This window comes from Promicromonospora sp. NPDC110617 (genome assembly GCF_055598465.1).
Genome location: NZ_JBVKBM010000006.1, coordinates 250,926 through 273,436 on the forward strand (window position 1 = coordinate 250,926; position 22,511 = coordinate 273,436).

16 protein-coding genes are annotated in these 22,511 nt (G+C 75.5%); 5 read left to right on the forward strand and 11 right to left on the reverse strand.

Annotated features, from left to right (window positions below):
- Nucleotides 1-30: 30 nt before the first annotated feature.
- Genes ACZ7LE_RS26520 through ACZ7LE_RS26530 form a run of 3 tightly spaced genes read right to left on the reverse strand, consistent with a single transcriptional unit; the run spans nt 31 to nt 3,244 of the window.
- On the reverse strand, nt 31-1,056 hold the full coding sequence (locus tag ACZ7LE_RS26520) for a lysylphosphatidylglycerol synthase domain-containing protein (protein WP_470406202.1): 1,026 nt from the start codon (nt 1,054-1,056) through the stop codon (nt 31-33).
- On the reverse strand, nt 1,053-2,216 hold the full coding sequence (locus ACZ7LE_RS26525) for a glycosyltransferase (protein WP_470406203.1): 1,164 nt from the start codon (nt 2,214-2,216) through the stop codon (nt 1,053-1,055). The genes ACZ7LE_RS26520 and ACZ7LE_RS26525 overlap by 4 nt, the downstream gene beginning before the upstream one ends.
- The gene (locus ACZ7LE_RS26530) at nt 2,213-3,244 is read right to left on the reverse strand and encodes a glycosyltransferase family 2 protein (RefSeq protein WP_470406204.1); all 1,032 of its coding nucleotides are present in this window, start codon (nt 3,242-3,244) and stop codon (nt 2,213-2,215) included. Before ACZ7LE_RS26530 ends, ACZ7LE_RS26525 begins: the two co-directional genes overlap by 4 nt.
- Before the next feature lie 178 nt (nt 3,245-3,422).
- Between ACZ7LE_RS26530 and ACZ7LE_RS26535 the strand changes: the two genes are divergently transcribed.
- Complete coding sequence (locus tag ACZ7LE_RS26535; protein ID WP_470406205.1) at nt 3,423-5,072, forward strand: phospholipid carrier-dependent glycosyltransferase; 1,650 nt, start codon at nt 3,423-3,425, stop codon at nt 5,070-5,072.
- Between the two features lie 1,339 nt (nt 5,073-6,411).
- Here ACZ7LE_RS26535 and ACZ7LE_RS26540 read toward each other — a convergent pair.
- Nucleotides 6,412-8,049 (reverse strand): DUF2142 domain-containing protein, encoded by a 1,638-nt coding sequence (locus ACZ7LE_RS26540; protein ID WP_470406206.1) that lies wholly within the window; start codon nt 8,047-8,049, stop codon nt 6,412-6,414.
- 86 nt (nt 8,050-8,135) lie between these two features.
- Here ACZ7LE_RS26540 and ACZ7LE_RS26545 point away from each other — a divergent pair, with 86 nt between their 5' ends.
- On the forward strand, nt 8,136-8,783 hold the full coding sequence (locus ACZ7LE_RS26545; protein ID WP_470406207.1) for a metallopeptidase family protein: 648 nt from the start codon (nt 8,136-8,138) through the stop codon (nt 8,781-8,783).
- Nucleotides 8,784-8,793: 10 nt separating this feature from the next.
- On the opposite strand, the gene ACZ7LE_RS26550 is transcribed toward ACZ7LE_RS26545, so the two are convergent.
- The 3 genes from ACZ7LE_RS26550 to ACZ7LE_RS26560 form a co-directional block, all read right to left on the reverse strand.
- Nucleotides 8,794-10,458, reverse strand: a complete 1,665-nt coding sequence (locus tag ACZ7LE_RS26550) for a DUF5719 family protein (RefSeq protein ID WP_470406208.1) — start codon at nt 10,456-10,458, stop codon at nt 8,794-8,796.
- Nucleotides 10,455-13,832 (reverse strand): glycosyltransferase family 2 protein, encoded by a 3,378-nt coding sequence (locus tag ACZ7LE_RS26555; protein ID WP_470406209.1) that lies wholly within the window; start codon nt 13,830-13,832, stop codon nt 10,455-10,457. Before ACZ7LE_RS26555 ends, ACZ7LE_RS26550 begins: the two co-directional genes overlap by 4 nt.
- Nucleotides 13,833-13,945: 113 nt before the next feature.
- Entirely contained in the window at nt 13,946-14,287 is a 342-nt protein-coding gene (locus ACZ7LE_RS26560) for a WhiB family transcriptional regulator (protein ID WP_397398634.1), read from the reverse strand.
- 494 nt (nt 14,288-14,781) lie between these two features.
- On the opposite strand from ACZ7LE_RS26560, the gene ACZ7LE_RS26565 reads away from it, so the two are divergent.
- From ACZ7LE_RS26565 to ACZ7LE_RS26575, 3 genes are all read left to right on the forward strand, one after another.
- The gene (locus ACZ7LE_RS26565) at nt 14,782-15,516 is read left to right on the forward strand and encodes a TIGR03089 family protein (protein ID WP_470406210.1); all 735 of its coding nucleotides are present in this window, start codon (nt 14,782-14,784) and stop codon (nt 15,514-15,516) included.
- 163 nt (nt 15,517-15,679) lie between these two features.
- Nucleotides 15,680-17,008, forward strand: coding sequence for an LCP family protein (locus tag ACZ7LE_RS26570; protein ID WP_470406211.1), 1,329 nt, complete (start codon nt 15,680-15,682; stop codon nt 17,006-17,008).
- 4 nt (nt 17,009-17,012) lie between these two features.
- On the forward strand, nt 17,013-18,611 hold the full coding sequence (locus ACZ7LE_RS26575; protein ID WP_470406212.1) for an LCP family protein: 1,599 nt from the start codon (nt 17,013-17,015) through the stop codon (nt 18,609-18,611).
- 77 nt (nt 18,612-18,688) lie between these two features.
- On the opposite strand, the gene purE is transcribed toward ACZ7LE_RS26575, so the two are convergent.
- The 4 genes from purE to ACZ7LE_RS26595 form a co-directional block, all read right to left on the reverse strand.
- Complete coding sequence (purE, locus tag ACZ7LE_RS26580; RefSeq protein ID WP_470406213.1) at nt 18,689-19,198, reverse strand: 5-(carboxyamino)imidazole ribonucleotide mutase; 510 nt, start codon at nt 19,196-19,198, stop codon at nt 18,689-18,691.
- On the reverse strand, nt 19,195-20,379 hold the full coding sequence (locus tag ACZ7LE_RS26585) for a 5-(carboxyamino)imidazole ribonucleotide synthase (RefSeq protein ID WP_470406223.1): 1,185 nt from the start codon (nt 20,377-20,379) through the stop codon (nt 19,195-19,197). Before ACZ7LE_RS26585 ends, purE begins: the two co-directional genes overlap by 4 nt.
- Nucleotides 20,380-20,462: 83 nt before the next feature.
- Entirely contained in the window at nt 20,463-21,818 is a 1,356-nt protein-coding gene (locus ACZ7LE_RS26590; RefSeq protein ID WP_470406214.1) for a sensor histidine kinase, read from the reverse strand.
- 4 nt (nt 21,819-21,822) lie between these two features.
- Nucleotides 21,823-22,506 (reverse strand): response regulator transcription factor, encoded by a 684-nt coding sequence (locus ACZ7LE_RS26595; protein WP_026366105.1) that lies wholly within the window; start codon nt 22,504-22,506, stop codon nt 21,823-21,825.
- Nucleotides 22,507-22,511 lie beyond the last annotated feature (5 nt).

Consider the following 22,511-nt stretch of genomic DNA (forward strand, 5'->3'; position numbering starts at 1 on the left):
CGGGTAGGACGTGCCGAACACGCCGGGCATTCACGGGCGTAACGGCGGTGATCCGGCACGAGTTCGTCCGGCGGACCGGGCGAGCAGCAGCCCCACGCCCGCGAACGCCAGGTCGACGACGGTCAGGACCACCCGGCTGACGAGCACCGCGAGCCCCGCGGCAGGGCCCGGCAGCACCCCGGCGAGCACCGCCGCGAGCACCACCTCGCGCACGCCCGCACCCGCCGGGGCGACCACGAACAGGAACCCGGCGGTCCACGCGAGCGCCCAGCCGCCCGTCGCCAGGGCGAGCGTCCGGGCGGTCGGGGGCAGACCCAGCCCCAGGCAGAGCACCCAGAGCTGCAGCCCCGCCACCAGCCAGCCCGCCACCGACCACGCGGCGGTGCGGCCGAGGCCGCCCCAGGTCATCGCATGCTCCGGCGCGCCGCGCCGGGCGACCCGCAGGGCCAGCGTGATCAGCCGGTTCAGCACGGGCGGTACGAGGACGACCACGACCGCCGGGGCCGCCCACACCACCCAGGACCACGCGCCGAGCGCACCCGCGGACACGAGCGGCAGCGTCACCGCGCCGACCGCCGCGCCGGAGGCGATGGAGACCGCGACGGCCACCAGCATCGCGGCCGCCGACCGGGCGCGCGGCACCCCCTGCCCCGCCCCGGCCTCGGCGGCGGCCACGACGTTCCACACCCCGCCCGGCACGTACTTGCCGAGCTGGCTGGTGCCGAACACCGCGACGGCCCCGCGCAGCGGCAGCGGCGAGCCCAGGTCGGCCAGGACGGCACGCCACGCCAGCAGCGTGCACCACACGTACCCCACGCCGAGGACGGCGACGACCGCCACCTCGCCCGCGGACAGCCCGGCCGCGGCCCGCGCCAGCGCCTCGCGGTGGGCGACCACGTACCAGAGCGCGAGCGTCAGCGCGACGCCGAGAAAGCCCCACCGCACCCAGCGCGACCGGAGCGCCGCGAGCATGCGCGCCGACAGCGGACGACACGCCGGGCGCGGACCGCGGGTCGGCTGCGGACGGGAGACGGGCGCGGTGCGGGGCTCGCTCACAGCACGTCCTGGCGCCGCAGCTCGGCGACCAGCGGCTCGGCGACCACCTGGGGCCGGATCCGGTCGCGCCCGCGCGCCGCCCGGTCCCGGGCATCCGCCAGCGCCTCGGGGGTGCCCAGCCGGACGAGCTCGGCCGCGAGCGCCGCCGCGTCGGCCGCCGGGACCAGCTCGACGTGCTCCCCGAGGGCGCGGCGCTGCGGCGGGGTGTCCGAGGTGATCACGACGCAGCCGGCCGCGAGGCCCTGGTACACCTTGTTGGGCACCACGCGCAGGCCCTTCGGGGTGTCGCTGAAGATGCCGAGGCAGACGTCGTGCGCGGCGACCAGGGCGGGCAGCTCGCCGGGCTCGACCCAGTCGTGCCAGGTCACGCCCGGTGTGCCCGCCAGGATCTCGCGGGCGCGGGGCAGGTCCTGGCCGGCGCCGACCATCGTGACGCGCAGGGGCGCGCCCGCCGTGACGGCGTCGCGCACCGCCTCGGCGATCACGGGTGCGCCCTGCAGCGGGGTGTACAGCCCGAAGAAGACGACGGACAGCCCGCCCGTCGGGGCCGGGGTCTCGACAGGCTCGACCAGCGGCGGTCGGGTCTCGACGTGCTCGTCCACCGGGGGCCGGGTCTCGACGGGCGCGGCCACCGGGAGCTGCCACTCGTCCGGGGCGCCGACCAGCACGACCACGCCCTTGTCGGGGTCGGGGAGCATCCGCCGGTGCTCGTCGGTGTCGGTGACCACCACGTCGGCGCACGCGACGGCCAGCCGGTCCAGCCCGGTGAGCAGCCGGACGCGCAGGCCGGCGGCCCCGCGGTCGGCGGCGGTGTCCCCGGCGAAGACGAGGTGGTCGAGCACGACCGTGGAACGGGGGTACAGCAGCCGGGCCAGGAGCACGTCGAAGTGGCCCAGGTACCCCACGAGCACCGCCTCGGGCCGGCCCTCCGCCCGCCGGTGCCGCACGGCGTCGCCCGCCAGCGCCGCCCAGCACCGCACCAGGCGGACGGCGAGGACGGGCAGCCGCCAGGGCTGCTGCAGCATCCGGACCCGTTCGGCGGTGGACAGCCCGAGGGGGCGGTTCAGCTCGGTGACCTTGATCCCGTGGGCGCGCAGCCCGGCGACCAGGACGGCGGTGCGGGGGTGCCGCGCGGCGTCGTACGTGCCGAAGACGATCACTGGACGCTCGCGGGGACGTCCGCGAGCCCCGGGCCGGCGCCCGACGGCCGGCCGTTCTGCGCCGCGCCCGGCACGGCGGGACCCGTCGTCGTGCCGTACTGCACCTCCTTGAGGCGCTCCAGCGTCTCCTCGAGCAGGACCCGGTTGGTGCGCTGGAGGTCGGCCAGCACCAGCAGGGCGAAGCTCAGCAGCGCGCCGACCATCGAGGTCGCCCCGAGCACGATCGACTGGAGGTGCTGCCCGGCGGTGCCCGTGGCCAGGAGCACGGCGTACCGGCCGAACGGCACCAGCGCGCCGAACGCGAACAGGAGGCCGAGCGTGACGAACACCGTGTGCGGCTTGAACATCACGTAGGACCGGCTGATGGCCTGGGCCGACTTGGCGATGTGCTGCCACATGCTGGTGAAGAGCCGGGACTCGCGGGTCTTCGGGTTGGTGGTGACCGGCAGGCTCGCGATGCGCATCCGCTTGTGCCCGGCCTGGATGATCGTCTCCATGCAGTAGCTGAACTGCGTGACGACGTTGAGCCGCAGCAGCGCGCCGCGCGAGTAGGCGCGGAACCCGCTCGCGGCGTCGGGCAGGTCGGTCCCGGCGGCGAAGTTCACCACGGCGCTGCCCGCCTGCTGCAGCAGCTTCTTGAGCGGGGAGAAGTGCGCGATGGTGGCGGTCTGCCGGTCGGCGATCACGATGTCGGCGTTCCCGAGGACGACGGGCAGCACCAGGTCGCCGATCCGTTCCTGCGGGTACTGGTTGTCGCCGTCGGTGTTCACCACGACGTCCGCGCCGTGCCGCAGCGCGTAGTCCACGCCGTCGCGGAACGACCGGGCCAGGCCCATGTTCCGGGTGTGCCGCACGAAGTGGCGCACGCCGAGGCGGCGTGCGACCTCCACGGTGTTGTCCGTGGACCCGTCGTCGATGACCAGGATCTCGATCTCGTCGACCCCAGGGATGCTGCGGGGGATCGTGGCAAGCACGTCAGGAAGGGTCTCTTCCTCGTTCAAGCAGGGAATCTGCACGAACAGCTTCATGGCCTGTGCTTTCGATGAGCAGTGTTCCTCGGAATGATGCCGAGGAGTAGTGACTCGCGTCACGAGCCTAGGAGCGGCACATGACCAGGGCATGAACACTGGGTGCCGGGGAATGACTGTTACCCGGCCGTGACCGGGGCGCCCGGCCCGGGCAACCTGCCCTGGCTACCCTGCACGCGTGTCCCGACCCCGCGTGGTCCCCGGCGTGGTGTGGCTGATCGTGCTCCTGCACCTGGCCGTCATGCTCGCCCAGACCGCGGTCTTCCCCAACGTCCGCTCGCCCGACGAGCGCCAGCACGTGGACCTCGTGCTCCAGGTGCGGCAGGGCGACGCCTGGCCGTGGCCCGGCCCGGGCACCGCGTACGTCACGCAGGGCGTCACGGCGGGCGGCTTCATCGGCGCGGACAGCCTGGACGGGCCCCAGCACCTGGCCGACCGCGACGACGTCCCGCCCCGCGGCGAGCGCCCGTCGTACCGGGCGGCCGGCGGCGCCGCCACCCTGACGGCGGAGGGGGCCGACGGGCGCCAGGAACCGGTGTTCAACCAGCTCGTGCAGCACCCGCCGCTGTACTACCTGCTGGGCGCGGGCGTCGTGAGTCTGGTGCCCGGGTGGCAGGACGCCCCGCTGGACCAGGTCTGGCTGCTCCTGCGCTGGTGGAACGCGCTGCTCGCGCTCCCGCTGCCGCTGCTCCTGTTCGCGACGGCGCGGCGGCTGCGCCTCCCCGAGCCCCTGCCGGTCGCGGCGGCCCTGGCCCCGCTCGTGGTCCCCGAGCTGACGCACCTCGAGTCCGCCGTCAACAACGACAACCTGCTGGTGATCCTCGGCGCGTGCGCCACGCTCCTGGTGGCCCGGGTCCTCACCGGCGACCTGAGCCGCCGCACGGCCCTGCTGCTCGGGCTGGTCTCGTCGCTCGCGCTGCTGACCAAGGGCTTCGCGCTGATGTTCCCCGCGTGGATCCTCCTGGCCTACGCCGTCGCCGCGTGGCGGTACCGCGGCGTCCGCGCCGGGCAGCTGCGCTCCGCCGCGACGTCGCTGCTGGTGGTCGCCGTCGTCACCCTGCCGGGGATCGCGTGGTGGGTGCGCAACGTGGTGGTCCACGGGATGCTCCAGCCGCACGGCACGCACGCCACCCCGCCGGACCTCACCCGCGTGCACGGCTGGTCCGACGGCGGTCTCACCTGGCTCGGCCGGTTCGCCGAGCGCATGGTCACGCTCTTCTTCGTCCAGGACCACGCCGCCACCCGCGCGCACGACGCGTCGTGGTGGGCGGCCCGCGTGGCGCTCGTCCTGGTCGTCGCCGGGCTCGCCGCCGCCCTGGCGCGCCGGCCGCTCCCCCGGCTCGACGCGCTCGTGCTGCTGTTCCCCGTGCCCGCCCTGGCCGGGATCGTCGCCCGTGGGTCATGGGAGCAGTTCGCGGCGTTCGGCGACGTCGGCGCCGCGCAGCAGGGCCGCTACCTCTACACCGGCCTCGTCGGGCTGCTGGTCGTCGCGCTCGCGGGCGCCGCCGTGCTGCGGCCCGCGTGGCGCCGCGCGACGCCGGCGGCACTGCTGATCCTCGCCGCGGGCATGCACGCGGCCTACCAGTACGACGCGTGGCGCCTGTACTGGTGGCCCGCGGACGGCGGTCCCGGCGCGCTCGGCCGCGCCCTGGGCGCCGTCGGCCACTGGTACCCCTTCCCCGCCGCGGTGCTCGGCGCGGTGGTCGCCGCGGGGACGGCGCTCGCCGTGGCCGTCGCGGTCTCGGTCGCGCGCACCGCCGTCGTCCCGCCGCCGGACGACGTGGCCCGGCCGCGGACGGCCGACGCCGACCCGGTGCCGGCCGCATGACCCGGCTCCGCACCGAGCGGGCCGAACGCCTGGCCCTCCTGCTCGCGGTGCTCTCCGGGATGCTCCTGTCCCTCACCGTCGCGCTGGCCGACGCGCCCTACGCGACCGGCGACGAGCCCCCGCACGTCGACTACGCGTACCAGGTGTGGCACGGCGGCCTGCCCGTCTTCGAGGACGGCCTCGTCCTGCGGCCCGACGGCGCCTGGCTCGCCCCCGTGCAGTGGACCGCCCAGCACCCGCCCCTGTACTACCTGCTGGTCGCCCCGCTCGTGGGCCCCCTGGCGGACGCCGGCCACCCGGTCGCCGCCGTCTACGCGGCCCGCGGCGTGAACGTGCTGCTCAGCGGCGTCTTCGTCCTCGCGGCGTGGTGGAGCGCGCGCCGGCTGACCCGGCCGGGCAGCGCGCTGCCCCCGCTCGTGGCGTTCCTCGCAGGGGCCATGCCCGCCGCCGCGCACGTCGGCGGCAGCGCGTACAACGACCTGCTGGCCGCCACCGCCGTGACCGTCCTGTTCGGGCTGGCCGCGACAGCGGTCCGGCGCGGGCTGGACGCCCCGCTGATCACGTGGCTGTCGCTGGTCGCGGCGACGTGCGCGCTGACCCGGCTGTCGGCCGCGCTCCTCGCCGCCGTCGTCGCGGGCGTCGCCCTCGCCGCCGGGGCGGTGCGGGCCGCGCAGGGCCGGGGCCGGTGGGCGCCCGTCGCCGCGCTCGCGCTGGCCGGCCCCGGCGCCGTGCTGGCCACCAGCGGCTGGTTCTACCTGCGCAACCTGGAGCTGACCGGCACCGTCACCGGCTCGCACTTCGACTGGGCGCTGGCCCACCAGAACCGGCAGGAGCGTCCCGTGTGGGCGGTGCTCGCCGACCCGGAGACCTGGACCCGCCTGCCCGACCTGTTCTGGTGGGCCGGGCGCCTGCCCCCGAACACGGCGCTCACGCTCACCACGATGATCGTCACCGCCGCGCTGCTCGTGTGGACGCCCCTGGTGCTCGCCCTGGTCGGGGTGGTCCGACGGCGGCGGGCGGCCGCCCGGGGCCTGCTCTCCCCCGCGCCGTCGGACGAGCCCGGCAGCGCACCGGCCCACCCCACCGACCGGCTGCTGCTGCGCGCCCTGCCCGTCGTCGCCGTCGCCGTCTCGGTGACCGTGCAGGTCACGTACGCCGCCAGCAGCGGCGGCGTCTACCCGCGCTACCTGCTGGTGGTCTCGCTGCCGCTGTGCCTCGCGATCGCGGCGGGCCTGGCGGTGCGGCCCCGGCTGCTCGTCCCCGCCTGGACCGCCCTGACCCTGCTGGACCTGGCGGTCTGGCTCACGGTCGAGCTGACCACGCCCGCGCCGCCGGGGTACTACGCCGAGCTGCCGCTGCCGGCCGCCGCGGTGGGGGTGCTCGCGGCCGGCGCGGTCGCCGCCGCGTCGGCGCTCGCGCTCCGGGCGAACCGGGCAGTGGCCACCACCGCGGCGATCCCACCGGCCGCGACCACGAGGCCGACCAGCACGAGCTGAGCCCCGGTCAGCGGGCTCCATCCGGCCCAGCGGGCCGCGGCGTCGGCCACGGACTGGCCCGGGCCCTGGTAGAAACCCCGGAACCCGTAGGCGAGGCCGCTCGCCACGGCCAGGCCCGCCGCGGCGACCACCCACGGCGTCGCGCGGCGCAGGCGCGGCCCGAGCAGGGCGAGCAGGCCCAGCGCCACCCCCGCGCTCAGCGCGAGGAGGCCCGCGAACAGGTAGCGGCCCTGCACGGCGGAGATCCAGCCGTGGGCCGCGTAGTCGGGCCAGGCATTGACCAGCACGCCGCACCACAGCGCCGCCGGCTGCAGCAGGAGCACCGCGGTCGCGCGCCGCGCCGGGCCGCGCAGCACCGCCAGCGCGCAGAGCGCGGCGACGACGATCGCCGCCGTCCAGAACACCGCGTCGGGCAGGCGGACCTCCAGCCAGCCGAAGTTGCCGAAGAACGACCGGGTCAGGCTGGTCACGACGGTCCGCAGGAAGTACCAGAGGCCCCGGGACTCCGCCTCGGGGAACCGGTCCGGGATGCCCACGGGCTGCACCGTGCCCAGCACCAGCAGGTTGCGCAGCCACCACCAGCCGCCGACGACGAACGCGGCGCCGCCCGCCAGCAGCGCCCCGGCCGCTCGCCGGCCACGCGGGCCGGGCGCCAGCAGGTACGCGGCCACGACCACGGGCAGTGCGAACGCCGCCATCACCTTGGTGAGCAGCCCGAGGCCCACCGCCGCGCCGAGCGCGGCCGCCGTCCGCGTCCGCAGGTCGCCCGTGAGCACACGGACGCAGAGGTACGCGGTCGCCGCGCCGGCCAGCGTGACGAGGGCGTCGTTGGTGACGCTGCCCAGGATGTGCCCCACCTGCGGCACGAACAGCGTGACCGACGCCGCCACCAGCGCCGCCGCCCGCGACCCCGACAGCCGGCGCACGGCCGCGGCCGCCAGCAGCGGCAGGGGCGCGAGCAGGACGACGTCGAACAGCCGCAGCGCCAGCAGCTGAAGGTCCCACCGCGCCTCGGCCAGGCCCGTCGCGTGCAGCACGCCGGCCGCCACCGCGTAGTACAGCGGCGGGTGCTGGGTCATCTGGTCCACGGCCTCGGTGTCGAGGTGCCGCGTGCTGGTGCCCGGCGGCAGCGGGTCGGCCAGGGCGTTCGCGCCGGTCACCGTGCCGCGCTCGGCGTCCGGGGTGGGCGGCACGCCGACGAACGCGGGGATGCCGTCGCGGTCCAGGTGCCGCCCGGGCACGTCGGTGGCCAGCGCGGCCTGGTCCTGTGCCGCGTCGACGGCGGGGCCCACCAGCGCCTCGCCGGCGGGCGGCCAACCGCCGCCGTACGCGAGACGGAGCACGCTGTTGACGTGCTGCGGCTCGTCCGGGGCACGGAACGGCGGGGTCAGCACCGCCCACAACCCGCCGACCAGGACGACGAGCGCGGTGACCAGCGCCAGGGCTCTGCGGTACGCCGCCTCGGCGGGATCGTCGCGCACGCCCACAGGATAGGGGTGCGAGGTGAAGCGGGCGCCTCGTCGTGGCGATGACCGATCGCACCCCGGATCCGACGTATCGTCAGTAGGTGCCTCCGTTTTCTCCTCGCGGCCGGAACCGGCGGTCGGGCCGGGGCTCCGGCCCCGCCGGCAGCTCGTCCAGCGGCTCCTCCGGCAACGGCTCCTCCGGTACCGGTTCCGCCAGCGGCTCACCCGGCCCGACCGGGATCTCCAAGGCCTCGCAGGCCGACCTGCTCCGGCTCGCCGCCGCCCGCCCCGGCGCGCCTGGTGAGGCGTCCGGGCAGTCCGCCGGACAGGATGCAGGGCCGCGGCGGCGGGACCGGCGCGGACGCGGGCTGCGCGGCCCGATGTTCCCGCCGGGCACCCCCGCGCACCGCACCCGCGCGCAGCGGTTCGACGAGCTCGTGCTCGACGTCGTCGAGGACCTCGACCGGACCTGGGCCACGCACCTGCGCGGCACCGAGTTCGCCGTGGAGGACGTGCCGCCGTCGGACCCCGCGCCGTGGGAGGACGGCGGGGTGCTGCTCGGGCGGTTCTTCCCCGCCGAGGCCGGCCGCCCCGGCCGCGTGGTGGTCTACCGCCGCCCCGTGGAGGTGCGGGCGATCGACCTGGACGACCTCGCGGACCTCGTCCGCGACGTGGTCGTGGAACAGGTGGCGCACCTGCTGGCCCGCACGCCGGAGGAGATCGACCCGAACTTCGGCGAGCGTTCCTAGGGCACGGGGGTCAGCCCGCGGCGTCGACCCGGCGCACGCGCACGTCGCCGTCCGCCGCGAGCGGCGGCGTCGGGGCCAGCACCGAGAACAGGCTCGCGTCGTCGGCCTGGACCAGCCGCACCGACCAGACCACCTCGGGCTGGTCGGCGGGCTGCTCCGCGACCACCGCCACGGCGTCGCCGAGCTCTGACAGCTCGGACCAGCCCACCTCGACGGTCTGTCCGGCGGGCACGTCGACCGGGTGCGTCCAGGCCACCTCGCCGTCCGGCCCGACGCCGCGCAGCGTCACCTCGGTGCTGCCCGTCGCGTCCTCGATCTCGTCGGGACCGCGCTCGTCGGGCACGCCGCTCAGCGTCACGCCGTACACGACGTCCTCCGGCACGGCGACCGCGCCGTCTGCGGCCCCGCCCGCCTGCCCGGTACCCGTCTGCCCGGCAGCCGTCGTGTCGGCGACCGCCTGCCCGGCCAGCCAGGCCCGGTCGTAGGGGTCGTCGTCGATCACGGCGGCGATCCCGTCACCCTCCGCGGCGGCGCCCTTGCGGTCCACGGCCGCTCCGGCGACCACCGGCACGTCGGCGTCCACCACCACGGTGTAGCTCCCGGCGGGCAGGCCGCCCAGCGGCAGGGTCGTGACCTGCCCCGGTTCGAGCGGCAGCTCCTCACCGCCGCGCAGCCGCACCGGACCGTCGGGCCCGAGCACCGCGACCCGCGCCGTGCCGGCCCGGGTGCCCGGCGCCAGCACGTCGAGGCGCGGGGCGTGCGGGTCGTCCACGGTCTCGCCCGTGCTGGTCACGCCCGACACCGCCGTCGTCCGCGACGGCGCGCCGCCGGCCACGACGAGGTCCGCGCCCGCGGGCACGAGCCCCTCGATCCGGTGGTGCTGCACGTAGGCGCCCACCCGGCCGCCCTCGGCGGTGACGTGCAGGGCGAGCCGGCCCTGGTCGGGCGCCACGGCCTCCAGCATCGTGACCACCTGCTCCCCCGGCGGCACGACGACGAGCGACTGGCTCCCCAGCACCACCGGGCCGGACGCGCCCCAGGCCTCCAGGGTCACGGTGGCCGCGGTACGGCCCGGGTTCTGCAGCACCAGGCGGCCGCTCGACCCCACCGAGGTGCTGCCGCCGACCAGCCAGTGCTCCACGGCGGGCTCCACGCACGGCCCGGCGACCAGGCCGCGCAGGTCGCCCTCGGTGGTCACGGAGGCCACGGTCCCGGCGGCGTAGGTCGCGGTGCCGGGTGTCAGGCGCAGCACGCGCGCGCCCGGCAGCCTGCCGTCGAGCACGGCCGCGTCGGCTCCCTGCTCCAGCGGCCCGGTGAGCTCCGCCTCCTGCTCGCCGTCGAGCGTCGTGACCGCCGGCTCCTCGCCGTCGGCCCCGTCGAGCACGGCGGCGGTCAGCGACGTGGTCGTCGCGACGGGGGCCGCGCTGAACGCGTCGTCCCCGACGTCGGGCTGCTCGAGCCGCGCCGGCGTGGGGCAGACCAGCCCCGTCCCGGTGGCCGCCACGGGGACGGACCGCGTGTCGTCGACCGCCGGGGCCGCGTCGCGCGCGGCGCCGCGCGGGTCGGCCGTGCCCGTCGTGGCCAGGGCGCCGACCGCCAGCGCGCACAGCAGGGCGCCCACCGCGGCCGCCGCCCGCCGGACCGCGGACCCGGCCGTCAGGTTCTTGCGCTTCATCGACCCCTCCTGCGTCCCACCGGCAGCGCCAGCAGGGCGAAGACCACCAGCGTGAACGTCGTCAGCACGAGCCAGGCCGTGCGGTGCGGCGCCTCGTACCGGACCACGAGGTGCCCGGCGTCGGCCCCGAGCGTGAAGGCCTGCAGCCCGGCCGCCTCGTCCGCGGGGACGGGCTCCAGCCGCCGGCCGTCGAGGGACGCGTGCCAGCCCCGGCCCGCGGACTCCGCCAGCACGACGACTCGGTCCGCGCCCCCGGCCTCGACCTCCGTGTGCACGGCCGTGCCACCCGACGGCAGCACCTGGCGCGTGGCGCCGTCCTCCTCGATCCGGGCCCAGCCGGGCGCCGGCTCCTCGGCGGGCGCCACCCGCCACACCGAGACCGCCTGGCCCTCGGTCACCCGGCTCATCCCCGGCACCATGTCGAGCGTGGCCACGAGGTCGCCGACGGCGGGAGTGTCGGACCGGACCTGCACGGCCCCGATCCCCAGGTCGGCGAGCTGCTGCGGCACCCCCTCGGTCGTGCCGGACGTCAGTGCGGCCACGACCGCGTCGAGCGCGGCGGCAGGGTCGGTCGCCGGGTCCGCGGCCGAGTCAGCCGCCTGGTCGCCCCCGGGACGGGCGGCCACCCGCGCCGCCACCGAGGCGTCGGCCAGCTGCGAGCCGTCGGCCCGCAGCAGCGCGTACCGCACCGTGCCGTCGGCCGAGAAGCCGACCTCCAGCACACGGGCCTGCCGCGGCGGCGCCTGCATCTGCTGCCCGACGGCGGGCACCACCGGGTCGGTCGTCACGTGCAGCAGCCCGGACCGGCCGCCGTGCGCGACGCTGCCGGAGCCGGTCAGCCACACCACGGCCTGCGTCGCGGGGAGCAGCACCGCGACCACGGTCAGGCCGACGACGGCTACCTTGCGCGCCGAGCCCAGGAAGCCGCCGAGCGGCACCCCGTGCCCGGTGAGCACGCCGACGCCCGCGACCGCCGCGGCACCCAGGCCGAGCAGCAGGAGGGACAGCCCGGGACCCGCCCAGCGGCCGTCGTCCTGCGCGAGCACCGCCGCGGCGAGACCCGCGGCGGCGACCAGCCAGCCGACCAGCGCCATGGCCGCGACGTGCCGCGCCGCGTCCGTGCCGCCCCTGCGGCCGATCCCGGCGAGCGCGCCCACCAGCCCGACCACCGCGAGCGCGAGCACCAGCACGCCGAGCACCCAGGGCGCGGCCGCGACGACGACGCCGGCGGCGGTGAGCAGGAGCCCGCCGTCGGGCACGTCGAACCAGGCGGCGGGAGCCACCGGCAGGCCGAGCAGCAGCGCCGGCCCGGAGGCCGTGCCGGGGTCCGGGACGCCCGACCCCGCGAGGGGCTCGGCGGTCAGGAGACCGAGGTCGCCGTCCCGCAGCGCCGTCCACCACAGCGGGGCGCCGACCACGAGGGCCGGCACGAGCGCGAGCGCGAGGTGCACGCGACGGCGCGGGGCGACGAGCATCGCCCCGGCCAGCACGAGCACGGCGGCGGGGAGCAGCACGGGCGCGCCCGCGACCACGCAGGCCAGCAGCAGCCCGCCCGCGCCGGCCGCACCGAGCGAGCCGGTGCCGGTCCGGGCGGCGTACGCCGAGCCGCCGTCCGGCGCGCCGTCCGAGCCGCCGTCGGCGTGCGTCACCCGGTCGACGGCCTGGACGCCGACCGCGCGGACGAGCGCCACGGCGGTCCAGGGCAGCAGGGCGTGCACCAGCACGCCGCCGAGCAGGCCGCCGTCCAGGGCGCCGAGGAACGCGGGGGCGACGGTCCACGCCAGGGCGGCGAGCGTGCGCAGCCACACGGAGCGCGTCACCGTGCCCGCGGCGGCCCACGCGCCGACGGCGGCCAGCGGCAGCGCCAGCAGGAGCAGCGCGTTCACCGCGTGCTGCAGCGTGCCGCCCACGAGCACCGACAGCCCGGAGAGCACGAGGAGGAGGGGGTCGGCCGGCGCGGCCGTGCCGAGCCCGTCGCGCACCCAGCCGGACGTCGCGGCCGACCAGGTGGTCGCCGTCGTGCCGCCGGCCGGGAGCAGGGCCCCGCCGACCAGCCGCCCGCCGGAGGCGAGGGCGCCCAGCCCGGGGCCGAACAGCGCGGCCGCGAGGCCCACGGCGCCGACCACGACCACGGCGAGCGCCGACCGGCGTCGCACCGCCAGGACCTGCAGCTCGGCCTGCTCCAGCTCCGACGGCGCGGCGTCGACCCGGTGGGCCTCGCCGCGGGCGAGCCGCTTGTCGCGCCGTTCCGCGGCGACCTCGCGCCAGGTGCCCAGGAGCGGCCGCAGTACGCTGCGCGGCACGGTCGACGTGCGCGCGATCCGGCGTCGGGCCCGCAGCAGCGGACCCAGCCGGAACACCGCCCACAGCGGCGCGACCAGCTCGTCGCGGGCGCGGTCGGGGTGCTTCATCGCGAGCCGGTAGCTCGCGGCGAACGGCGCCCAGACCACCATCGCGAGCATCGCGAACGGCAGGACCCACGGCGCGACGGAGGTCAGGCGCAGGTAGAGCTGGCTGCGGCGGCGCGCGCCGGCCGAGCCGGGTGCGTGCAGGGCGACCTGCGCGTGCCGCACCACGGCGTCGGGCACCACGACGACGCGGTGGCCCGCGAGCCGCACGCGCCGGCAGAAGTCGGTCGAGTCGCCGAACTGGCCGTACGCCGGGTCGGTGCCGCCCACCTCGCGCCACACCGACGCGCGCACCAGCGCCCCGGCGAGCCCGACGGCGAGCACGTCCTCGCGGGAGTCGTGCTGCCCCTGGTCGATCTCGGTGTCGTCGACACCGGTCATGCGCCGGCCCAACGGCGACACGGTGTGCCCCACCTCGACCAGCACGCCCCGGTCGGCCGCGTCCGGGTCGAGCGGCAGCCCGTCCGGGCCCGACTCCCAGTGCCGCTGCTTGGCCCCGGCCACCGCCACGGCGTTGGAGTGCTCCACCGCCCGGGTCAGCGCGGCCAGCGCGCCGGGCGCGGGTGCGGAGTCGTCGTGCAGGAACCAGAGCCAGCCGCGCTCCGGGACCCCCGTCGCGGCGAGCATGGCCTGGACCGCCTCGCCGAAGGTGCGGGCACCCGCACCGGCCACGTACCGGGCGCCGCCGAGCAGCAGGTCCTGATGCCCGGACGTCGCGGGGGCGGTGTCGACGTCGACCACGACCACGTCGTCCGGGGTGCGCGACTGGGCGCGCAGCGCGGCGAGCGTCGCGGCGAGGTAGGGGCTGCTGCCGCGGGTCACCACGACGGCGGTCACCGTGACCGCCACGGGCGGCTGCACGGTGGGCTGGGCCGGGACCTTGGCCCACACCGGACCCGCCGGGGCGGCATGGGAGCCCCGGTCCGGGCTGGGGGCCGACAGGCTGTCGGTACGTGGAGCGCTCATCTCGCTTCACATCATGCGGCGCGTCCTCGCCGACACGCCGCAGACGCGCCGGTCGGGCGCCGAACGGTGCGCGGGTTGCGTCCCCCGCCGCGTACGCCCTGGAGGCGAACCCTTTACACGGCGCGGCGCTTGAGCTTGCGGCGCTCCCGCTCCGAGAGACCACCCCAGATACCGAACCGCTCGTCGTTCTCCAGCGCGTAGTCCAGGCACTCCGCCCGCACCTCGCAGCCGGAGCAGACCTTCTTGGCCTCGCGGGTGGACCCGCCCTTCTCCGGGAAGAAGGCCTCCGGGTCGGTCTGCGCGCACAGGGCGCGCTCCTGCCAGCCGAGCAGGGAGTCGTCCGGCTCGGTCAGCACATACAGCTCGCCGAAGAGGGGCAGGACCGGTGCCACCGGTGCGACCTCGCTCTCCGCGTCAGTCGGGAACTCCACGTCCGATTCCAGCATGTTCCACATGACGTGCCCCTCCATGCCGTGTCCGTGCCCCGAGGCCTGGCCGGTAGATCATGTGATCGACCGACCCATCAAGCCTGTCTGGCCAGACCTGCAGTTTCAGGCCCCGTTGCGTATTCGCTACGAAAACTGCATACATGGAATTACACGCGTGTCGCCTGGAGTCGTCAAGCGGAAATGTGCTATCGCCCACTGGTTCCACGGGTAATTCACGAGTCCTTCCGCAGGTCGTGGCGCACGTCTCACTCGCCGGCCGCTTTTCCGACCGGCGAAACCCCCGGCGTGCCGACACGCCGGAGTGTCCTTCCGGGCCCCTGCGGACAATGGCCGGCGGACCGGCCGGCGGACGACCGCGAGAACGATCCGGCCGCGATATGGCGCACGTGCCCGACATGCCGTCGGCGGCGTGGCGCGCACGCAGCACGCGCACACACCCGCCACCCCGCGCACGGGGTCGCCCCACGTCCTCCCCCAGGGTTCACACCTAGGCTGACGGCATGCAGATCGCGCCCCGCACCGGCGGCTCCGTGCCCGACGTCGCCTCGCTCCTGGCCCGCCTTGCCGCCGACGGCGGCCGGCCGCGCCTCACCTGGTACGGCGACGACGGCGAGCGGGTCGAGCTCTCCGGCGCCGTCCTCGCCAACTGGGCCAGCAAGACGGTCAACCTGCTCGTCGAGGAGTTCGACGCCGCGCCCGGCACCACCGTCGTCGTCGACCTGCCCGTGCACTGGCGCACCGCGGTCTGGGCGCTGGCCGCCTGGCGCACGGGCGCGACCGCAGCCCTGCCCGACGCCGGCGTGGCCCGGCCGGACGTGGTGGTCACCGACACCCCGGAGCGGTGGGCGGACGGCGGGGCGGACCTCGTCGTCGTCTCCCTGCCCGCGCTGGCCCGGAAGTACGACGGCGACCTGCCGCCCGGCGCCATCGACGCGGCGTCCGCGGTGATGACCTACGGCGACGCGATCGCCTGGGTGCCCGAGGTGGACCCGGACCAGGACGCGCTGGTGACCGCCGCGGGCGCCGTCGGGCACAAGGTGCTGGTGCCGGAGCCCGGCGACGGGGCACGCGTGCTCGTGGACGGACGCGGGCCCGTCGCCGAGGTGCTGCGCGACCTGCTCGGCAGCTGGGCGGGCGGCGGGTCGGTGGTCCTCACGTCGTCCGCCACGGCCGCCGCGCTGGAGGCGGACGCCGACCGGCTCGCGCGCCTGCGCGGCAGCGAACGCATCGACTGAACCGGGCAAAGCCCGGACCACAGGACTTCCCGGGCCACCACCGGGTACGGACCGGTCGAAAAGGGCCCAGGCCGATCGGGCCAGGGCTTCTCCACGAACCCTCTACGGTCCGCCCCCGGGCGGTGCGCCGCCGTGCAACATGCAGCCTCTAGGATCGGTGGCCGTGACATTTCCCGACTTCAGCGCCTCTGGTGCGACGAACCCCTCCCGGGGGCCGTCCCATGCCCGGGCGCTGGGACAGCTGAGCAGCGCGTCCCGCGCGATCGCCATGGTGGTCGTCGCGGTCCTCTCGCTGGCTGTCGCCGGCGGTGCCACCGCGGTGACCCAGCTGACCGGGAACATCGAGACCGCCGACATGGCGGCGCTGGGCACGAACCGGCCCAAGCAGGTGCTCCCGAAGGACCCGAACGCGGGCATCCCGCTGAACATCGTGGTCATGGGCAGCGACTCGCGCAGCGGGGACAACGACGCGCTGGCGGGCGGCGGCGAGATCGGCGCCCGCTCGGACACGACCATCGTCATGCACATCTCGGGCGACCGGTCGCGGATCGAGATGATCTCCGTCCCCCGCGACTCCACGGTCGACGTGCCGAGCTGCACCACGGCCGACGGCGCGACCACGGCCGAGCTGTACGGCACCAAGTTCAACGCCGCGTTCTCCCAGGGGGTGCAGGTCGGCGGGACCGTCGCCGACGGCGCACTGTGCACCGTCAAGACGATCGAGGAGCTCACCGGCGTCTACATGGACGGGTTCATCGTCGCGGACTTCGCCGGCTTCTCCGCGATGGTCGACGCCGTGGGCGGGGTCGAGGTCTGCGTCGAGGAGGAGATCTACTCCGCCGACGCGAACCACCTCTCGCTCTCGCCCGGCACCCACACGCTCCAGGGGCAGAAGGCCCTCGACTACGCCCGCGCGCGCAAGGGCGACGGGCTCGGCGACGGTTCCGACCTCGGCCGCATCGGCCGCCAGCAGGAGGTCATGGCCTCGCTCTCCCGCAAGGTGCTGAGCCAGGACGTGCTGACCAACCCGTCCAAGACGCTCAAGTTCCTCAAGGCGGTCACCGGCTCGCTCACCATGAACGAGGAGCTGGCCAGCATCGACGGACTCGCCGGGTTGGCCTACTCCATGCGGAACGTGCGGCCTGACACGATCACGTTCATGACCGTCCCCAACGAGTACGACCCGAACAACGCGGCTAACGTCGTATGGACGGACGACGCCGTACAGCTGTGGGACAACGTCAAGCACGACCGGCCGATCGACAGCGACCCGGACGCCCCGTCGGCGGACCCCTCGGGTTCCGCGACGGACGACGGTACGGCGACGGGCGAGGAGAGCACGGAGACCGACGCGGGCACCGGGACCGGGACCGACGCCGGAACAGAGGCCGGCGACGGCTCCGGGACGGAGCCCACGCCGGAGTCGACCGAGATCAAGCAGGCCGGTGAAGAGGCCTTCACCGGCGCCGACACCACCAAGGTCTGCGGCTGAGCCCATGTCAGATCCCAGAACGTCGAACCGTTCGGCCCCGCAGGCCGACGACGACGTCACGCGTGTCCGGATCCCGCCCAGCTTCACGCCCCAGGGCGCGAGGAGCGGGCGTCCGGGCGCCGACGACGCCATCCCGGTCGGTGACACGGGCGAGCGCCCGCGGACCGTCCCCGGCGGCGCGTCGAGCAAGCAGCAGCAGGGCGGACCCGCTAATGCGGAGACGCCCGGCGTCGGGGTTCCCGGCGTCGGTGGCGCCCACCGCATCGGACGGCCGGAAGGCTCCGACGAGGCGCGCTACGAACCACGTATCCGTCGACAGTCTTCACGGGAGGTACCGGTGTCCGGCGAGCGCAGGGGGACGAATCCCCCGCCCGTTCCACCACGAAGGTCGGGGCTGCCCGCGCGCAGCGAGTCCGCCGGGCAGGTGCCGAGGTCCATCCCGCCGCGGTCGGCGCCGCCGAGCAACGGCGGCCAGCCGCCGCAGGCCATCCCGCCGGGCCGCCCGGTCCGGGCGAGCGCCGGACCCGTGCGCCCGACGCCGGTGCGCAGCGCGCCCCGTCCCGCGGCCGGCGGCAACGGCCGGGGTGGCGGCTATCCGCAGCAGGGTGCTCTCGCCTCCGGCGGGCGCGGCGGCCGAGGCGGCAGCAACATCCGCATCCGCAAGGGCCGCGTGGCCGGCGTCATCGCGGTGCTCGTGCTCCTCGCGGTCCTCGCGTGGCCGATCGGTCTGCTGATCTGGGCCAACGGCAAGATCCAGCACGTCGAGGCGCTGTCCGGCGCGGACAACACCCCGGGCACCACCTACCTGCTCGCCGGCTCGGACGCCCGCGGCAGCGGCGGCATCGACGACTCCACGAGCGGTGCCCGCACGGACACGATCATGCTGCTGCACAAGCCGCGGTCGGGTCCGGTGGCGCTCATCTCGATCCCCCGCGACACCTTCGCGGAGATGGGTGACGGCTCGGGTGGCAACAAGATCAACGCCGCGTACTCCTACGGCGGCGCGCCACTCCTGGTCAAGACCGTGGAGCAGCTCAGCGGGCTCACCGTCGACCACTACGTCGAGGTCGGCTTCGGCGGCGTCTCGGGCGTCGTGGACGCCGTCGGCGGCGTGCGGCTCTGCCTCGACTACGACGTGCACGACGTGAAGTCGAAGCTCAAGTGGCAGAAGGGCTGCCACGTCGCGGACGGCAAGACGGCGCTGGCGTTCTCCCGCATGCGCTACTCCGACCCGACGGGCGACATCGGCCGCGCGCAGCGCCAGCAGCAGGTCATCGCGCAGATCGGCAAGAAGGTCGCCGACCCGGGCGTGCTGCTCAACCCGGCCTCCCAGGTGGGGCTCGCGGACGCCGGCCTCGCGGCCGTGGTGACCGACACCGACACGGGGATCATCGACGTCGCGATGCTCGGCCTGGCTTTCCGGTCCGCGAACGGCAAGGACGGCGTGACCGGCACCCCGCCGATCGCCTCGATCAACTACCGGACGCCGTCGGGCGCCTCAGCGGTGCTGCTGGACGAGAACCAGACCGGCGAGTTCTGGGCCAAGATCCGCGACGGCGAGTACCCGGCGGGCGAGAAGATCGGCGGCATGCCGGGCTCCTGACCCGTCTCCCGCCCCGTGTCAGACGCCCAGGTCCCTCGAGGGACCTGGGCGTCTGACGTGTCCGGGGGCGGACCTGGTCAGAGCTGGGCGCGCAGCTTCTCGCCCTTGGCGTGCGCCACCGCGCTCAGCTCCTCCTGGAACGCCTCCATACGCGCGCGCAGCGCCGCGGCCTCGTCGCCCGCGCCGGACGCGAGGATGCGCGCCGCGAGCAGGCCCGCGTTCCGCGCCCCGCCGATCGACACCGTCGCGACCGGCACGCCCGCCGGCATCTGCACGATGGAGAGCAGCGAATCCATGCCGTCCAGGTACTTCAGCGGCACCGGCACCCCGATCACGGGCAGCGGCGTCACCGACGCCAGCATGCCGGGCAGGTGCGCGGCCCCGCCGGCGCCCGCGATGATCACGCGCAGCCCGCGGTCGGCGGCCTGCCGCCCGTAGTCGATCATCTCGGTGGGCATGCGGTGCGCGGAGACGACGTCGACCTCGACCGGCACGCCGAACTCGCCCAGCGCCTCGGCCGCCGCCTGCATGACGGGCCAGTCGGAGTCGGATCCCATCACGATGCCGACCTGCGGGGTGGTGCTCATGCGCTCGCCTCTTCCTCGGAGATGGTGGGCTCGACCCGCGCAGCAGTCTCGCCGCGCAGCAGCGCCGCCGCCGCGACGGCTCGGCGGCGCACCTCGTCCAGGTCGTCGCCGCTCACGTTCACGTGACCCAGCTTGCGGCCGGGGCGGATGCCCTTGCCGTACAGGTTGACGCGCGCCTCGGGGAACGCGGCGAGCACGTCCGGCAGCGCGTCCGTGAGCTCGTCCAGCGTGGAGCCGAGCACGTTGGCCATGACGGTCCAGGTGGCCGTCGGCTCGACGGCGCCCAGGGGCAGGTCCAGGACGGCGCGCAGGTGCTGCTCGAACTGGCTGGTCACGGCGCCGTCGATGGTCCAGTGCCCGCTGTTGTGCGGGCGCATGGCGAGCTCGTTGACCAGCACCGTCGGCGTGCCGTCCGGCCCGGGCACCTCGAACAGCTCGACGGCCAGCACGCCGGTCACGTCCAGACCCTCGGCCACGGTCGCCGCGATCTCGCGAGCCTGCGCGTCGAGGCCTGCGGACAGGCCGGGCGCGGGAGCGATCACCTCGGAGCAGACGCCGTCCCGCTGGATCGACTCCACGACGGGCCAGGCCCGCACCTCGCCCGACGGGCGCCGGGCCACCAGGGCGGCCAGCTCGCGCGTGAACAGCACCTTCTCCTCGACCAGGAGCTGCGGGCCGCCGTCGGCCACGGCCGCGAACCAGTCGGCGACGTCGTCCGGGGAGGTCACCACCCGCACGCCCTTGCCGTCGTAGCCGCCGCGGGAGGTCTTCACCACGGCGCTGCCGCCCACCTCCGTCAGGAAGGCCGCCAGGGCGGCCCGCCCGTCCTCGGGCGACGACGCCGGGAGCGGCGCCCACCGCGGGCACGGCACGCCGAGCTCGGTCAGCCGCTGCCGCATCACGATCTTGTCCTGGGCCTGCACCAGCGCGTGCGGGCCGGGCCGCACGGGCGTCCCGTGCTCGATCAGGTCCGTGAGCAGCGCGTTCGGCACGTGCTCGTGCTCGAACGTCAGCACGGCGGCGGCGCGGTCGCCGGCCGGCGCGATGAGGGAGCGGATCGCGGCCTCGTCGGACGCGACGCCCACCGGGGCGTCGGTGACGACCTGCGCCGCGGACGACGCCGGGTCCTCGACCAGGACACGCAGCCGGATGCCCAGCTCGCCGGCGGCGGGAGCCATCATGCGGGCGAGCTGCCCGCCTCCGACGACGGCGACGACGGGTGGGCCGGACTGACGGAACTCTGTTGCACTCACGTCGGTGAAGCCTACCGGCGGCCGCGCACCTTCTTCTGACCGAGGGTGGAGATCTTCGACCCCACCGGCAGCACCTGGTGCGGGTCGAGGGTCTTCGGCACGCCCGAGAGGAACACCGAGAACACCGGCGGGGTGCGCTGCGTGAGCTGCAGGTTGCCGCCGTCGGCCGCGACGAGGTCACGCGCCAGGGCGAGGCCCAGGCCCGTCCCCGCGCCGGACGTGACGCCGCGCTCGAAGATCTTGCCCTGCATGTCCTCGGGCACGCCGTCGCCCTCGTCCGTGACCTCGACGGCCATGGCCCCGCGCTGCCCCTCGCGGATCCGGAGGGTCGTGGTGCCGCCGCCGTGCTTGAGCGAGTTCTCCAGCAGGGTGGACAGCACCTGGGCCAGCGCACCCGGCGTCGCCAGCACGCGGGCGCCGCCCGAGTCCTCGACGTTCAGGTGCCGGCCGGCCCGCTCGAAGGACTCGCGCCACTCCTCCTCCTGCTGGAGGAAGACGACGGCGACGTCCACCGACTCGGTGGTGCCGCCCTGCGCGCGCCGGGAGCGGGCGAGCAGGTCGTCGACCACGCCGACCAGGCGTTCCACCTGTTCGAGCGAGATCCGGGCCTCCTCCTGCACCTCGGGCTCGCTGGAGGTGAGCGTGATCTCCTCCAGGCGCATCGTCAGCGCGGTGAGCGGCGTGCGGAGCTGGTGCGAGGCGTCGGACGTGAACTGCCGCTCCACCGCGAGCCGCGCCGCGAGCCGGTCCGAGCTGCGGGCCAGCTCGGCCGCCACCAGGTCGATCTCCTCCACCCCGGAGGGATCCAGCCGTGGACGCACCTGTCCCGCGCCGAGCTGTTCCGCGGACGCCGCGAGGTACACGAAGGGTTGCGCCAGCCGGTTGGCCTGCCACGCCGCCGTGACGGCGCCGGCGGCGAACGCCCCCACGCTGCCGAACACGACGAGCACCACGACGTTGATCGCCTTGATGTACGCGGGCCAGGCGGAGACCGAGACCAGCACGCCCATGACGGGCTGCTCCTCGGAGATGAGCCCCCGCTCGATCGTCGCGCCGGCGATGGGCTCGCCCGAGGTGAGCTGCTCGCCGTTCGGCTGGTTCACCGTGACGTAGGCGACGATGTCGTTGCCCTGCGGCTGTACCGCCCGGTCCAGGACCGACTGGTCCACGAACCCGGCCTCGGCGGCGGACCGGTTGCGCTCGTAGGAGTTGACGGAGGAAGCCAGGAGGTCCTGCACCCGGGTCTCGACCCGCTGTTCTTCCTGGCCGTAGATGTAGCGGGCACCGAAGATCGCGAGCGGAATGCCCAGGAGCAGGACCGCGACCGCAACCGCGGCGATCGTCGCCTGCAGTACGCGGGCGCGCATCTGGCTAGCTCGCCCCGATCTCGAAACGGAAGCCGAGGCCGCGCACGGTGGAGACGTAGCGCGGGGCGTTCGCGTCGTCACCGAGCTTGCGGCGCAGCCACGAGACGTGCATGTCCAGCGTCTTGGTGGAACCGACCGGGTCGGAGCCCCACACGTCGCGCATCAGCGTGTCCCGGACGACCACGGAGCCGGCGTTCTGCACGAGGACGCGCAGCAGGTCGAACTCCTTGGTGGTCAGGTGCAGCTCGCGGTCGCCCTGGAAGGCGCGGTGCGCGGAGACGTCGACGCGGACGTCCTGCGCGTGCAGCTCCTCCTCCTCGCCCGTCTCGCCGTGCGAGCGGCGCAGCAGCGCCCGCACGCGGGCGAGCAGCTCGGCCAGGCGGAAGGGCTTGGTGACGTAGTCGTCGGCACCGGCGTCGAGGCCCACGACGAGGTCGACCTCGTCGGCACGGGCGGTCAGCACCAGCACGGGCACGGTGAGGCCGTTGGCCCTGATCTCGCGCGCGACATCGAGCCCGTCCATGTCGGGAAGGCCCAGGTCCAGAACGACGATGTCCGCACCGGTCGAGCTCTCGATCGCACCTTTGCCGGTTCCTTGCACGACGACGTCGTATCCCTCACGGGAGAGCGCTCGTGCCAACGGCTCGGCAATGGCCGGGTCGTCCTCGGCTAGGAGTACGTGAGTCATTTCGC

Bases quoted from the DNA above. Each gene is read 5' to 3' on its own strand.
- ACZ7LE_RS26530 (WP_470406204.1), bottom strand. From the start codon at position 3,244: ATGAAGCTGTTCGTGCAGATTCCCTGCTTGAACGAGGAAGAGACCCTT.
- ACZ7LE_RS26550 (WP_470406208.1), bottom strand. From the start codon at position 10,458: ATGAAGCGCAAGAACCTGACGGCCGGGTCCGCGGTCCGGCGGGCGGCG.
- ACZ7LE_RS26555 (WP_470406209.1), bottom strand. From the start codon at position 13,832: ATGAGCGCTCCACGTACCGACAGCCTGTCGGCCCCCAGCCCGGACCGG.
- ACZ7LE_RS26560 (WP_397398634.1), bottom strand. From the start codon at position 14,287: ATGTGGAACATGCTGGAATCGGACGTGGAGTTCCCGACTGACGCGGAG.
- ACZ7LE_RS26565 (WP_470406210.1), top strand. From the start codon at position 14,782: ATGCAGATCGCGCCCCGCACCGGCGGCTCCGTGCCCGACGTCGCCTCG.
- ACZ7LE_RS26575 (WP_470406212.1), top strand. From the start codon at position 17,013: ATGTCAGATCCCAGAACGTCGAACCGTTCGGCCCCGCAGGCCGACGAC.
- purE (WP_470406213.1), bottom strand. From the start codon at position 19,198: ATGAGCACCACCCCGCAGGTCGGCATCGTGATGGGATCCGACTCCGAC.
- ACZ7LE_RS26585 (WP_470406223.1), bottom strand. From the start codon at position 20,379: ATGATGGCTCCCGCCGCCGGCGAGCTGGGCATCCGGCTGCGTGTCCTG.
- ACZ7LE_RS26590 (WP_470406214.1), bottom strand. From the start codon at position 21,818: ATGCGCGCCCGCGTACTGCAGGCGACGATCGCCGCGGTTGCGGTCGCG.
- ACZ7LE_RS26595 (WP_026366105.1), bottom strand. From the start codon at position 22,506: ATGACTCACGTACTCCTAGCCGAGGACGACCCGGCCATTGCCGAGCCG.